This window comes from Bdellovibrio svalbardensis (assembly GCF_029531655.1).
In the GTDB taxonomy this organism is placed as follows: Bacteria; Bdellovibrionota; Bdellovibrionia; order Bdellovibrionales; family Bdellovibrionaceae; genus Bdellovibrio; species Bdellovibrio svalbardensis.
The window spans coordinates 268,171-282,425 of the sequence record NZ_JANRMI010000004.1; the positions used below are offsets into that span (position 1 = coordinate 268,171).

The 14,255-nt window shown below is 45.5% G+C and carries 12 protein-coding genes; 2 read left to right on the forward strand and 10 right to left on the reverse strand.

The window, feature by feature from the left end; genetic code table 11:
• Nucleotide 1: 1 nt before the first annotated feature.
• From NWE73_RS14235 to NWE73_RS14280, 10 genes are all read right to left on the reverse strand, one after another.
• Nucleotides 2–988, reverse strand: a complete 987-nt coding sequence (locus tag NWE73_RS14235; protein ID WP_277579009.1) for a Gfo/Idh/MocA family protein — start codon at nucleotides 986–988, stop codon at nucleotides 2–4.
• On the reverse strand, nucleotides 939–1,763 hold the full coding sequence (gene lpxA / locus NWE73_RS14240; RefSeq protein WP_277579010.1) for an acyl-ACP--UDP-N-acetylglucosamine O-acyltransferase: 825 nt from the start codon (nucleotides 1,761–1,763) through the stop codon (nucleotides 939–941). The genes NWE73_RS14235 and lpxA overlap by 50 nt, the downstream gene beginning before the upstream one ends.
• Nucleotides 1,764–1,825: 62 nt before the next feature.
• Nucleotides 1,826–2,326, reverse strand: coding sequence for an OmpH family outer membrane protein (locus NWE73_RS14245; protein ID WP_277579011.1), 501 nt, complete (start codon nucleotides 2,324–2,326; stop codon nucleotides 1,826–1,828).
• A gap of 125 nt (nucleotides 2,327–2,451) precedes the next feature.
• Nucleotides 2,452–2,952 carry an OmpH family outer membrane protein gene (locus NWE73_RS14250; RefSeq protein ID WP_277579012.1) on the reverse strand — a complete coding sequence of 167 codons (501 nt, stop codon included), beginning with the start codon at nucleotides 2,950–2,952 and terminating at the stop codon, nucleotides 2,452–2,454.
• A 191-nt stretch (nucleotides 2,953–3,143) separates the two neighbouring features.
• A complete protein-coding gene (gene bamA, locus NWE73_RS14255) occupies nucleotides 3,144–5,546 on the reverse strand; it encodes an outer membrane protein assembly factor BamA (protein WP_277579013.1) in 2,403 nt (800 codons plus the stop codon).
• Nucleotides 5,547–5,826: 280 nt separating this feature from the next.
• Complete coding sequence (locus NWE73_RS14260; RefSeq protein ID WP_407652963.1) at nucleotides 5,827–6,486, reverse strand: ABC transporter ATP-binding protein; 660 nt, start codon at nucleotides 6,484–6,486, stop codon at nucleotides 5,827–5,829.
• A 13-nt stretch (nucleotides 6,487–6,499) separates the two neighbouring features.
• Nucleotides 6,500–7,759 (reverse strand): FtsX-like permease family protein, encoded by a 1,260-nt coding sequence (locus NWE73_RS14265; protein ID WP_277579015.1) that lies wholly within the window; start codon nucleotides 7,757–7,759, stop codon nucleotides 6,500–6,502.
• A 23-nt stretch (nucleotides 7,760–7,782) separates the two neighbouring features.
• Nucleotides 7,783–8,914 (reverse strand): peptide chain release factor 2 gene (gene prfB, locus NWE73_RS14270; protein WP_277579016.1). Its coding sequence is split into 2 segments (ribosomal slippage): nucleotides 7,783–8,832 and nucleotides 8,834–8,914, totalling 1,131 coding nucleotides; the frame shifts between segments, so codons are not numbered across the junction.
• 31 nt (nucleotides 8,915–8,945) lie between these two features.
• Nucleotides 8,946–9,392, reverse strand: coding sequence for an rRNA maturation RNase YbeY (ybeY, locus tag NWE73_RS14275; RefSeq protein WP_277579017.1), 447 nt, complete (start codon nucleotides 9,390–9,392; stop codon nucleotides 8,946–8,948).
• Nucleotides 9,393–9,397: 5 nt separating this feature from the next.
• Nucleotides 9,398–11,800 (reverse strand): HD family phosphohydrolase, encoded by a 2,403-nt coding sequence (locus tag NWE73_RS14280; protein WP_277579018.1) that lies wholly within the window; start codon nucleotides 11,798–11,800, stop codon nucleotides 9,398–9,400.
• Nucleotides 11,801–11,909: 109 nt separating this feature from the next.
• Between NWE73_RS14280 and mazG the strand changes: the two genes are divergently transcribed.
• On the forward strand, nucleotides 11,910–12,737 hold the full coding sequence (mazG, locus tag NWE73_RS14285; protein ID WP_277579019.1) for a nucleoside triphosphate pyrophosphohydrolase: 828 nt from the start codon (nucleotides 11,910–11,912) through the stop codon (nucleotides 12,735–12,737).
• Nucleotides 12,738–13,198: 461 nt separating this feature from the next.
• A complete protein-coding gene (locus NWE73_RS14290; RefSeq protein ID WP_277579020.1) occupies nucleotides 13,199–14,251 on the forward strand; it encodes a vWA domain-containing protein in 1,053 nt (350 codons plus the stop codon).
• The last annotated feature ends 4 nt before the right edge of the window (nucleotides 14,252–14,255 follow it).

The window sequence follows — 14,255 nt, forward strand, 5'->3', positions numbered from 1 at the left end:
TCTAAACCGACGAAGCCGGCGTACAGACCAAATTCTGAACTTGCTCGATGGCTTTAAGAGCCTTGAGACCATCCAAACCCGTTACAACAGGAGTCGTGTTATTCAATACGCAATCAACAAAGGCGTCTGTTTCCTTTTGAAGTGCGTCTTCTTTGTTGACGGTCCACTTCGTCACTTTCGTGAGATTGTCTGGAGTGCCATCACCTTTTTCAACTTTTTCGATTTCATGAATGCCAGTATTGCCGAAGATCGTGCAATCATCCTGAACAATGCGAACAGATCTTGTTGGTGTTGTCGCCACGCGAGACACCGTGATGATTCCTTGCACACCGTTTTTCATTTTGAAAGAGGCAGAACAAGTATCCAACTCTTTGGACACCAACATAGTGCCCGAGGCGATCATGGAGTCGATTTCACTGCCACTCAACCAGAATAGCAAATCCATATCATGAATCATCAAATCATGGAGAACGCTGACATCCGCACCACGAGTTTTGTAAGGCGCAGTACGCACCAACTCAATGGTCTTTGGATTCTTAATATGTTTTTTAATTTCATTTACAGAAGGGTTGAATCTTTCGATATGCCCCACCGCAAGTTTCAAATTGTTTTTTGCAGCCAAAGCGACAAGTTCCTCGGCTTGAGGGACTGTCGCTGTAATTGGCTTTTCAACGTTCACATGAACGCCATTTTGCAAAAACATCTTAGCCACTTCAAAGTGGCTAAGAGTGCTGGCTGCGATTGTCACCAGATCCACTTGACCGATAAGATCCTGCGGACGATGGAAACTTTTAACACCCAACTCGGCCGCTACTTTATCAGCTTGCGCAGGGAAGGCATCACAAACACCCACCAGCTCCACATTCGGATTATTTTTATATTTCTGAGCATGGAAAGTACCCAGATAACCTACACCGATAACCGCGCCGCGAAGTTTTTTACTCATCGTCTTGCCAGCCTTTAGGACTTCTGTCGATTGCAAGTCCACGTTTCGTCGTTTTCATAAAGTTAATGAAATAGATAATGTTTTCGCTCATCACGCACTCTTGCTCAACGCGCGCAATGCCTTCTTCAACAGTGTGCGAACCCAAGATCATGATACGGATGGCTTTATGAACATTGGAAACCTCTTCACGAGAGAATCCTTTACGTGAAAGACCAATCTTATTGGTCGCACGAGCCATTGCATAGTTCCCTTGAGCGCGGCAGAACGGCAGAATGTCTTTATTAACAACTGCTGAGCCCGCAACAAAAGCACCACGCCCAACACGCACAAATTGATTGAAGGCACTCACCCCACCAATCGTCACGCCGTCATCAATAATACAGTGACCACCCAAATGAGAGTCATTGGCGATGATGACGTTGTTACCAACTTTACAGTCATGACCAATATGCGTGTAAGCCATAAAGTAACCGTTGTTACCAATTTCGGTCTTTTTATCATGCTTACTTGTCGCCAAATTCACAGTGGAAAACTCACGGAAGGTATTATTGTTGCCAATAATCAAAGAGGTCGGTTCGCCCTTATAAGAAATATCCTGAGGAGCGCCGCCGATAACTGCACCGGGACTGAAATGATTGTTTTCGCCAATTTCCAAGATACCGTGGCGACTTCCCAAGGTCACATGACCTTCTACAAACGTGCCTTTACCAATTTTAACTTTACCTTGAATCAAGCAATAAGGTCCGATTTCCACATCGTCCGCGATCTCTACATCGGCTGAAATAACACTGCTTGGATGAATTTTATAATTTGCCATAATCTGTCCTAAGTACGTTTAAATTTAAAAAGGGCCTTCGTGAGGCCCTTTTATCTCTCTAACTATTTTTCTTTCTCGTAGGCCTTAATCACTTCGTCTGTCAGATCACTTTCAGGCGTTGCGAACAAGATCGCTTGATTATTTTCCATAATCAGCGAGTAACCTTTTTCTTTAGCGATCTTAGCGATCACTTTTTTCATTTTCTCAAGAATTGGAGCAGTTAGGTCTCTTTCCTTTTTTTGGATTTCAACTTGGCTTTTTCCAACCACATCGCGGTATTTCAGCATCTCTTCTTGGAACTCAGCTTGTTTTTTACCAAGAGCTTCTTCTGAAAGAACAGACTTTTTCTTTTCCAAGTCCTCGCCCATTTTTTTCAAATCGGCTTCTTTCTTCTCAAGTTCTTTTTTCTTTTTGCTAAAATCGCCTTCAAGTTCCGCTTTTGCCTTTTTACCAGCAGAAGTAGATTGAATAGCTTTTTGCATATCTACGAAACCAACTTTTGTCTCTGCATGTGCTGCGGCTGCCATCAATAGAGCACTCAACACCACGACCATTTTTTTCATTGTATACTCCTTCAAAATCTTTAAATCCGACTAGGTAATTGTGCCAGCTTCCGCCTGCAAAAGGAAACGATAATTTCGTTCCCCAGAGCGCGCGAATCACAGACCTGTGGTCGAAAAGCTACGCTCTATTTATCTTTTTCGAACGCTTTGATTACTGCATCCGTCAAATCAATCTCAGGTGTTGCAAAAAGAACTCCCTGTGTGTTTTGCAAGACAAGTGTATAGCCCTGATCTTTAGAAACTTTTGCGATAGTTTTTTGCATCTTCTCCAAAATAGGAGCCGTCAATTCTTGCTGTCTTTTTTGAATTTCAGACTGACTCTTAGCCACTTCGTCTCTGAATTTCATCATCTCACTCTGGAATTCCATCTGTTTCGTGCGCAATGCTTCTTCAGACAAAACAGTCTTCTTCTTCTCAAAGTCTTCATTCATCTTCTTCAAGTCAGCTTCTTTTTTCTCAAGCTCTTTCTTCTTCACATTAAACTGACCCTCAAGTTCAGCCTTAGCCTTTTTACCAGCCGAAGTAGCCTGAATAGCCTTAGGAACATCCACAAACCCAATTTTAGACTCAGCCTTAGCCACAACCGTTGCCAAAACCACACACAAAAAAAGCAAACCCTTATTCATAAAAAAATCCCCTTAAATATAAAAAACAAATCTACTAAACCCGCCTCATACCCCACAAAACCAAGGACCGGTCAAAAAGGTCCGATCGCAAGGCGGAGGGTTTTTCGCGAAACGCAGGCGTGGCAGCGCCACGTCGGAGTGAAGCGAAAGGCCCGACAACGCAGTCGAGCGGGCCTTTTTCACCGGTCCGCTTAGAAGCTAGGCCCGATGGAGAATTCGAAGACTGTGGCATCATGATACAAAGGATCACGATTCAAAGGGAAGCCCCACTCGAAACGCAACACCCCAATTGGTGAATACCAACGGATACCAAAACCCACATCGGCAAAGAAATTATCTGACGTCAAAACATCATCTGCCGCACCGATATCGAAGAATCCCGCACCATAAATCTGCGCATCTTTAACCAATGGGAATTGCAGCTCTGTTTGATACAAGGCTTGTTGAGTACCGCCGTAGAAACGCATGGCTTGCTGAGTTGCTGATGGTTCTGGCACCGGCCCACCAACATGCGCTGGATCCGTCAGCTCATTATGAATCTTCTTAGAGAACTTCATTTTACCAACGCGGTACGAACGATAACCCCTCAACGAGTAAGGTCCACCAAGTAGATACAATTCATTGAATGGCACATCTTCCCCGCCAATGCTGGCAATCTTCGCGTACTGAAGTGAATTTCTCCAAGTAACATCCCAGAAGATGTTTTTAAAGAAACGGAAAGTTCCGTTCATGCGATTGTATTTGATAGTCCCAGCAAGACCTGCGTACTCATAAGAAGCACTCGCGAAGATACCTTTTGTCGGAGAAAAACGATCATTTCTTGTGTCATACTCAAGAGTGCCTGTGACCGAAGCCGTTTCACCGGAAGCTGTCGACAATGGGAACAAGTCCTGATCCGTAATTACTTTTCCAGAAGAATCATAGGTCGGATCCAATTCAGACTTATCATATTTCAAGCGCAAATAACCGCGTGTGTTTTCCGCCACCGGGTGACCAAAACGAACAGCCGCACCAGTGTGAGCCTCTTCGTAGTCAAGACGTGCGGAGTTGGCACTGCGATACACATCGGCACCGGCTGACCAGAGAGTGTCATTCACGTAAGGCTCGGTGAAAGACAAACTGTAGTAACTACCTGTACCACTCAGATTCAAAGAGGCACCAAGGTTTTGACCTTTACCCAAGAAGTTTGACTGATTCACAGATCCTTGAAGAGTAAAACCTTGTGAGGTTCCGTAACCAGCACCCAATTGGATTTGCCCGGTATTACGCTCCTTCACATTGATATCCACGTTCATGATCTCATTGTGCACAGGGTCGACTGACGTCTTAAAGTTCACTTCCTCAAAGAAGCCCAGACGTTGAATATTTTCCAATGATTGACGACGACGAGTCTCATTATAGAGCTCCCCTTCATGAACTTTCAATTCACGACGTACAACCTTGTCACGAGTCTTGGAGTTACCGATCACATTGAATTTGCCGAAGTAAACTTTTGAACCCTTGTCGAATTCAAACACCAAATCCACTTTGCGCTCTTTATCATTGAAGCGCGTACGTGGAATAACGTTGGCATAAGCATATCCCAAATCGCCGTACTTCGCTGTCAACTCACTGATATCCTTTTGCAAGACATCGTAAGCAAAGACACCGTTTTTATCGATTTGAATGGCAGAATAAAGCTCCTCTTTCGGGAACAAAATATCACCGGCGAAGTCAACATCCCCTACAGAGTACTGCTCACCTTCTTCGATATGGATGGTGATATAAATATTCTTTTTATCAGGAGTCACCGTCACCTGTGGACGGTCCACTTTCGCCTGAACATACCCTTGATTGTAGTAAGCGAAACGCAAGATTTGAACATCGCGCTCAAACATCTCTTGCTTGTATTGGCCAGAGCCGCTCATTGCAGAAAAGAATCCACCCTCTTGCGTGAGCATTTTTGTTTTCAACTCGCGCTCTGTCAGATGCTTATTACCGAGGAAAGTGATCTTTTTCACTTTCACTTTATCATTCTCACGGACTTTGAAGATTAAGCGAACAGTTTCATCTTTCGTGATGATTTCCACTTCCGCTTCAACTTTAGCCAGGAAGAAACCTTTGTCTTCATAAAGCTTTTGAACTTTCTCAACCGCCTCTTTAATCTTTGGCATATTGAGAAGCTGATAAGGCTTAATCCCTGCGGCTTCAGCAATATCATCAGATTTAATTTCGTTATTACCTTCGTAAGCAATCTCTGCAATCGAAGGTTTTTCCAGAACCTTGTAAGTCAAAGACACATCTTTGCCCGCAACAGAACGATCTACTTCAATATCATTGAAGTAGCCCAGCTTGAAAAGAGCTTCAACATCCTCACGAATATGCTTCGCGGAATACTCTTCATTCACTTTGGAAGTGAGCTTCGCGACGATCGCGTCTTTTTCAATTTTGCGATTGCCAGTGATCTCAATGTTTTTGATGGTCAAACCAGAAGGAAGATTGGAAGTATCCACAACCTCTGATGGTTTCTTTTGGGATGATTTCTTCGCCTTAGGCGCCGCTAAAAGCGGCGAAGTCGAAGTAACTATAAGCAGAGCACAAAGAAGCTTAAACAAAGTTCGAATTCCCCAACATGTTGTTTTTTTCGAAAAACCCAAAGGTTTTCCATACTTACAATTTATTTGAGGAATCGTAGCCTAAGACCAAGGTCCTGTCAAATAGGAGCGCTGCAACTTAATTTCCAGAACGACCGAACAGACCCACTTAGATCTTAAACCGTTCAAAAAGGGTCAGATGCAAGGCGGAGGTAGTTTTGTGAAATGTAGGCGTAGCAGCGCTACGCCGGAATGGAAGAAAACTGCCGACAACGCAGTCAGCTGATCCTTTTTCAACGGTTTAGACCCATTGACCGTCTTTCATTCGGTAGACCTTCGGAAATCTAGTGGCAAAAGTAAGATCGTGAGTGACGATGACGATGGCCAATTTTAGCTCTTCCTTGAGTCTGAAAAAGAGTTCTTGGATTTTTCCGCTGGTCTGAGAATCCAGGTTCCCCGTAGGCTCGTCAGCAAAGAGGATTTTAGGACTGCGGACTAATGCGCGAGCAATAGCGACACGCTGCAACTCGCCGCCTGACAGCTCATTCGCGTAATGCTGGGCGCGCTCAGCCAGCCCCATAAATTCCAAAAGATGCAAAGCTTTTTCTTTTGCAATCTTTGGTGACTCCCCTGCCACGCGACAAGGAATCATGACATTTTCAAGGGCCGTGAACTCACTCAAGAGATGATGAAATTGAAAGACGAAACCCATTTCCGAGTTTCTAAATTTTGACAGTTCTTCGTCACTCATCGCCAACAAGTCACGTCCTTCACAGGTCAATTGCCCGCGAGTGGGACGATCCAGAGTCCCCATAATTTGCAACAAGGTGCTCTTGCCGGCGCCTGAAGAACCCAAAATCGCCAAAGCCTCGCCCTCTTTAATTTCCAGGCTCACTCCGCGCAAAATCTCGAGTTCACCCTTCGCATGAGAGTAGGATTTATGAATGTCTGTGGCTTTCATGAAAACATTTGCATCACTCATTACGAAGTCCTTCCATTGGCGTCAGCTGCCCGCCTCTGCGTGCCGGAGCCAAGGTAGCAATAAAACAGATCAATAAAGTCGCAAAACAAATCGCGATGGTGTCGGAAAAACGAATGCTCAAACTGATGCTGTCGACTCGGTAAACCATCCCCGAAATCAGCCCCAGACTGCTTTGCGCCATATTGAAAAGGCCACACAGAATGAAGCCCAGCACAAAGCCCCCCAACAGCCCCAAGGCGCCCATAAAAAGCCCCTGGAAAGTGAAGATTTGAATGATGTCTTTACGACTCAGTCCCACAGTTTTAAGAATGGAAATGTCTTTGTAGCGCTGGACAACGTTAACAAATAACGTGGAGGAAATATTAAAGGCCGCTACGAAAATAATAATGGAGACCACAAAAAAGATCGCCGGGCGCTCCACGCTGACAGCATCAAAAAGATTTTCATTTGAATCACGCCAGTCCCGAACCCAGTAAGGAGAACCCAAGCTGCGACTCAAGTTAAAACCCGCCTCCCGAGCGTATTGCGCGGATTGAAAACGCAAAAGCAATCCACTATAGCGGTCGCCAATATCCGCAACCTGTTGTGCGGCCGTCAAACCGGTAACGACAAAGCGCTCATTCCAGTCGTACTTCCCGAGCTCCATAATGCCTTGAACTTTGAACTGCCCCACTCGTCTTTGCAGACTTGAAGGATCCACAGTTTCTGTCACCGGCACAACGACGCGAAATACATCGCCCACTTTAAGGTTCATCTTCTTGGCAAGACCCGAACCAATCAAAGCCAGCGGGACCTCTGACGGCTGAGTCAGATCATCGCTGCCACTTTGCACCCGAGCTTTGAAACGCAGAACACTGTTCACACGATCGGTATCAAGGCCTTCCAAAAGAACGCCAGAAATTTGACCATTATGAGCCATGATTCCTTCGACGAACACGAAGCGCGTAGCCCCCTGCAAAGTTGGCTCTGCCTTTTTGATTCGCGTTTCCAGATCTTTCCAGTCATCAGGAAAGCGGGAACGCTTCACAACCTGGACATGCCCCGAGACATCGGTCATCGCTTGTTGCAAAGTGGATTCAAATCCACTCATCACGGCCATAGATACAACCAGGGCCGCGACCCCTAAGACCAAGCCCAAAAGAGCGAGAGGAGCGGTCCCACCAAAGAGTGTTTTTCTCGACAGCAACAACCGCCAAGAAATCCACGCCAATGCTGGGTTCATTTTGCCAAACTTCACTTTACCGACTCTCACTTTAAGATTTTCATTTTAAACTTTCACAGCGCTGGAGTTTCAGCTGTGATTTGCGATTTAAGATAAGACATAATGAAATCATCCAAATCGCCATTCATCACGTCATCAACCTGATTGGTCTCAAAATCCGTGCGATGATCTTTCACCAGCTGATAGGGATGCATGACATACGAGCGGATTTGCGATCCCCACTCATTGGCCTTTTTCACCGAATTCATTGCGTCTTTTTCCGCATTGCGCTTTTCGATTTCTTTTTCGTAAAGCTTCGCCTTCAACATCTTCATCGCCTTTTCACGGTTCTGAATCTGCGAACGTTCAATTTGGCAAGAAACCACTATACCTGTCGGCAAATGGTACATACGAACTGCAGAGTCGGTTTTATTGACGTGCTGTCCACCGGCGCCGCTGGAACGGAAGGTTTCCACTCTGATTTCATCAGGCTTCACTTCAATATTGATATCGTCATCAACCTCTGCCCAGGCAAACACAGAGGCAAAAGAAGTATGACGTCTTGCACTCGAATCAAATGGTGAAATACGCACCAGGCGATGCACACCTGATTCAGCCTTAAGATACCCGTAGGCATAAGGGCCTTCGATCAAAAGCGTGCAGGATTTTATCCCCGCGCCCTCACCCTCGGTGACATCGATCATCTGATACTTGTAGCCGTGTTTGTCGGCGTAACGCATGTACATACGAAGAAGCATCTCTGCCCAATCGCAGGATTCCGTACCACCGGCTCCTGAGTTGATCGATAGATAAGTACTATTGCTGTCGAGCTCGCCATTAAGAACTCGCTTTAATTCAAGTTCTTGTCCGAATTTTTCAAGAGCCGCGACTTCGGTTTTTACTTCCGTAAAACTGTCTTCGTCCTGCGCCTCTTCAGCCATCTCAAGCAAAACCTTGGCGTCGTTCATACGGTTTAAAAAACCCTCGAACTCACCCACTGCTTTTTCGAGCAGACTTTTTTCTTTGTTCAATTTTTGCATTTCTGCAGGTTTTTCCCAAAGAGCCGGATTCTCTGCTTGGATCGCAAGCTCATCCAGACGCTTCTTTTTCTTATCTAGGTCAAAGATACCCCCGGAGTTCCTTTGAAAAACTCTCGAGAGCTAAGATTTTACTTTTTACTTCTGAAGCTTCAGTAACGATAGACATGCAAACAATGTCATTTTTTACGGGAGCTATGTCAAGAGCCGCTCTGCAGCAACTTTTCGAAAACAGCATCCTGAAGGTCGAACATTTCTTTGGCGTCCTTCTCAGATGTTTCGTGGTCATAACCCAAAAGATGCAGAACGCCGTGGAGCAACATGTAGCCAAGTTCTTTTTGGAAAGTCAGGCCGTGCTCTTTCGCCTGGCGTTTGAGCACCTCGGGACACAACACCAGCTCCCCCAAAGATAAAGGGTCCATGGAATCAAAACTCAAAACATCGGTGGCATAGTCTTTTCCGCGGAACTCTTTGTTGATCTTCTGAGCAGGCTTCTTATCCAGGAAGACCATCGCGAGCTCACGTTTGGCCTTGTCTGCTGAGATGACTTTGCGTTTTTTTAACTCAGCAGTAAGAGCTTTCATCCATTCTTCAACGAATTTGCGGGGAATGGCGTGCTTGGATTCATTCACGATTAGAACTTGCATACGATCTATGTTCCCTTACTCACTTCACCCAAACCACCACCCGCACTGCGAGGATAGTCGATGCGTTGATGGTAAATTCCCAATAAGATGCGGATAAAGGCCGCTTCCACTTTTGAAATATCTTTCAAAGTCAGATTGCATTCATCCAACTGCCCATCCGAGAACTTTCTTTGAATGATATTTCGCACAATGTTCTGCAAACGCGCCGGGGTCGGCTCATCCAATGAACGTGCGGCAGCCTCGATACTGTCAGCCAGCATACATAATGCAGATTCACGGAACTGCGGTTTGGGCCCTGGATAACGGAAGTCCTGATCGCTAATTTCTGGGTCATCTCCCTTTTTTAGATCCAAGGCCTTGTTGAAGAAGTATGAAATCAAGGTGGTGCCGTGATGCTGAATCACTCCGTCAATAATAGGCTTGCCGAGCTTATAAGAAATCCCCATTTCCACGCCATCCTTAACGTGGGCAATCAGAAGGGTTTTACTCATAAACGGAGAAATATGATCATGAGGATTGTGCCCCGGCTTTTGATTCTCAATGAAGTAATTTGAGTGCTCCATCTTGCCGATATCATGATAGTAACACATCACTTTACCCAGCAATGGATTGGCCCCAATTTCTTCAGCCGCCGCTTCCACCATTGATCCCACCATCATAGAGTGATGATAGGTTCCCGGCGCCTTGACGATCATCTCTTTCAACAGAGGGTGATTCAAATTGCTCAGCTCAAGCAATTTAACATCCGTCGTGTAGTTAAAGATCGATTCCAACAGAGGAATGAACATCATCGCAAACAAGGCACTGAAAATACCCCCGATGAAACCACCCGGAATAGCAAAGAGGATCTCTTTGACTCCGCCCTCCTGATCGTACTTGGTCATCGTCAGAATAAAGGCAATCATCAGAGCATTCACAATACCCGTTCTCACCCCGGCGAAGTAAATGTCATTACGAGTTTTGCAGTTAAAGACCCCGCGAGCTGCGGCAATCCCGCCAACCAAACTGACAATCATAAACGCATAATTGTAGTCTACCATCACACCCAGGCAGACAGAGATAAAGGCCGTAAAGAGCCAAACCACTTCACCGGAGGTTACAAGCAAGCCTACCAACATCGGACCCGCCGCAACGGGAGCTGCAAACAACCAGAAAGTCGCCGGCAGCAAATGGCCCAATTTGGAAACGAAGGCGGCGTCCGTGATAAATAGATATAATTTCGTGAACAGGATCATCCCAAAGGCGATCAACATCATGACCACGAGATCTTTAAACTCCACTTTCACGCGATTTAAGCTAAATCGCTTCAAGTAAGAAAAGAACACCAGGATGGAAACAGAAAGCAACAAGGCCATGGAAAGCGACATGATGTCTTTGCGTTTATCGGCGCGAATATTCTCAATTTGTTTGATTACGGCCATCTGGAATGGCTGAACCACTGACCCTTGAGCGATGATCGTTTGATTTTTCTTAATCGTGATTGAAACCGGGATAACCGCCTCTCGGGCCGCTTGACGACGAGTTGCGATTTCCTGCTTGTTCAAAGTCATATTCGGAACCAGCAACGAACGTGCAAAATACAAGATATTCGCACGATCACTTTCACTAAAGCGCTCGAGATCTTTTTTATCATCGAGGTTAAAGTTTTCCGGCCCCTGCAAATCCAGCACTTCACTGCGGCTTACTGAGAACTCTCTGCCAAGATTATTCTTGTGCACCACTCTGGCAACGATGTTGGTTTGATTTGCCGGAATAAAGCGATCTGGAGCCTCTGCAATCTTCTTTTCATACCAGTTCTCAAGATTGCGGATCAGAACAGATTCAATACGTGGATTGAACTTGTTATCAATCAACCATTCAAACATGAAGTCAGAAACTTGAACGCCCAGCTCTTTTTCAAATTCCTTTTTGTACTGAAAGAACTCTTTCACCTTCGCGCGATGCTCAGCAGATGACTTGGGCCAATTCGTTTCACGGTAATAAGCCCTTAAAGTACGGAAAGAATGAATCAATCCTTGCGAGACCCGTTCAAAAACATTCGTGTCATAGTCATAAACCATGGGCACGGCGAACTCACTTTTAAGTCGCTTCTCTTCAGTCGTGACCTCATCGGTCATCTCAAAGCCGATCGGCGAACTGACATCAAATTTCGCCACATCGCCGACATTGAAGTTATAAGGAATATCGAACTGATAAAAGATGGTATAGGAAAGTAGAACGCAATAGAGGAAAATCAAAGCCGCACGACGAATAAAGAATTTTTCTTCCATCAACTGCACAACACGGCCGAAGAAAGTTTTCTCCAAACCAATGGAGTCCACCCAGTCCAAAAACTTCAGACTGTGATCTTCGTAGTTAACACGCGTCGTAGGACTGTCGCCCTTTTTTGAGTGCTTGTTTCGCTGCATAACTTAGTTTGCGTCCAATCTCAACTTTGATACTCAATTTAGATCTTCCATTAGGCTCTCGGTTTAGGCTAGCATTGATACCATTCCAATAAGAAAGTCGAGGCCCTAAATGGCAAAATCTCCCTCTAACTTACGTCAAATTGAGTCCTTAGTCGAGATCGTAAAATCACTGCGGGGTCCGGACGGCTGCCCTTGGGATAAAGAGCAAACTCATGAGTCTTTGACCCAGTATGCAATTGAGGAAACCCACGAACTGGTGGAAGCCATTGAAGACAAGGGATCGCATCGCGACAAAAAAATGAAGGAAGAACTGGGGGACGTTCTTTTCCAAGTGCTGTTGCACTCAGAGATGGCCGGCGAGCGTGGCGCATTCACCCTTGCTGATGTGATTGAGAGCATTTCCGAGAAACTCATTCGTCGTCACCCCCATGTTTTTGCTGATGTCAGCGTCGCAGATTCTGCTGAAGTGATTCGCAACTGGGAAGAAATTAAGAAAAAGGAAAAAGCCCTGAAAGGCGAAGAGGCTAAATCTGCTTATGCCTTGAATGTTCCTCCCCTGCCAGCTCTGCAACGCGCTTTCAAAATAGGCAAACGCACCGAGAAGTTGCAATTTGATTGGGCGAATGCCGAGGGTGTTATGGTCAAAGTTGAAGAGGAATTGGATGAATTGCGCGAAGCGCTGGATTTAGTCTCTGCCGCGGAAATCGAACACGAACTGGGTGATGTCCTGTTCTCTCTGGCCCAACTCGGTCGTCACCTGGGCATGGATCCGGAACAAGTTCTGCGCAAAGCCAACTCCCGCTTCGAAGCTCGCTTCAATAAAATGATTGAATTCAGCGAAGCCGACTCCAAAGATTGGGGCACGTTGAGTCTTGATGACAAAGAAGCTTACTGGCTGAAGGCCAAAGCAGCTTTAAAAAATACCGAAAAAGCATAGTTCCGCTCTCTGGGAGCGTCGCAATTTTGACGACGCTCCTCTATGCTTGAACATCGAACCCCATCTCAAGTCGCCAACCAGACTGATCTAAAGAAGAGTTTTCGCGAGACCTTGATCCCTAGCCAGTGTTACGAAACACGGTTTAAAATTTCAATTTTAAGGCGACGAAAAGTTCATCACTCTTTTCAGACTTCCCAAATAAACGCGCACTTAGCCACCTCACCAAGCTGAATTTTCAAGTAAAGTGCGCAAAGGTTTAACAGTGGAAAATTATTTTGAGGCTGGTCTTTTAGCCAAACACGCATGATTTCAATCATTTAGCACGTGTCAAAAAGAGACTCTTAACAAATTAAAAAACGAATTCACGCACTTAGGGGGCATTTCAGTTTTCGACCTTCTTCAACGAAACTAACTTCATCACGAAACGCAAACGTGGTGGGGATGCCTAGGAGGGCAAGAGTATGGTTAACAAAGTCGCACGCAAAGCAATGACATTCGCCTCAGCGGTAGCAATGCTTGCAGGTTGCGCTAAAGGTGGAGGATCTTTCTCTACTCTCGCAGACTCTGCAGACTTCAAGCAGGAAGCTGTGTACGTCCCTAAGAAGATCGATATCCTTTGGGTGATCGACAACTCGGGCTCTATGGCATCATCACAAGCTAACTTGGCAAGTAACTTTCAATCATTCATTTCACGCTTCAACCAATTCAACTATGACTTCCACATGGCAGTGGTCACAACAGACGGCTGGGAAAAGCAATTCAACGCGAACAGTGTAAAAGCAAAAATCAGAGATGGAAATACAACTCATTCTGGTGTGTTTGTTATGGATAAGAACACTCCAAACCTCAGCAGTGTCTTTGATATCAACGCCAAGGTTGGCGTAAATGGGAATGGTGACGAACGTGCCTTTGAAAGTCTTTATCAGTCTTTAAGCAATGAACCAACGAATGATGCCCTTGGTTTCCGTCGTTCTGACGCATTCCTGGCGGTTATTATCGTGAGTGACGAAGACGACTTTTCAAATTCAACAACTGGTTTGATAGAAGACTACAACAGCGCCAGTGTTTATCCTGTTTCAAAATATACTAACTTCCTGGACTCTTACACTGGTGGCTTGGCGGCTGGAAGAAACTACTCCGTAAATACAATTTCCATCCAAGATACAGCTTGTTTGAATCAGTTGAATACCGGGGCGCAAAAGGTTGCTCAGCGCTATGCTGCGATTTCGGATGCAACAGGCGGCGTGAAAGCTTCGATCTGCTCTAACTTCGGAACTTCATTGTCACTCATCTCTGACTCAATCATCCAGCTTTCCAGCGCTTTCAAGCTGACTCGCGAACCAATCCCAGAAACTATCGTGGTAAGTGTTGATGGAGTCGTCGTTCCGCAAGATGCAACGAACGGCTGGACATATGATGTAGCAACTATGATTCTGACTTTCCATGGCAGCGCAGTTCCTGGCGCGAACACAAGCGTGAAGATTAACTTCGATCCAAAATCGATCCAATTGTAAGAAG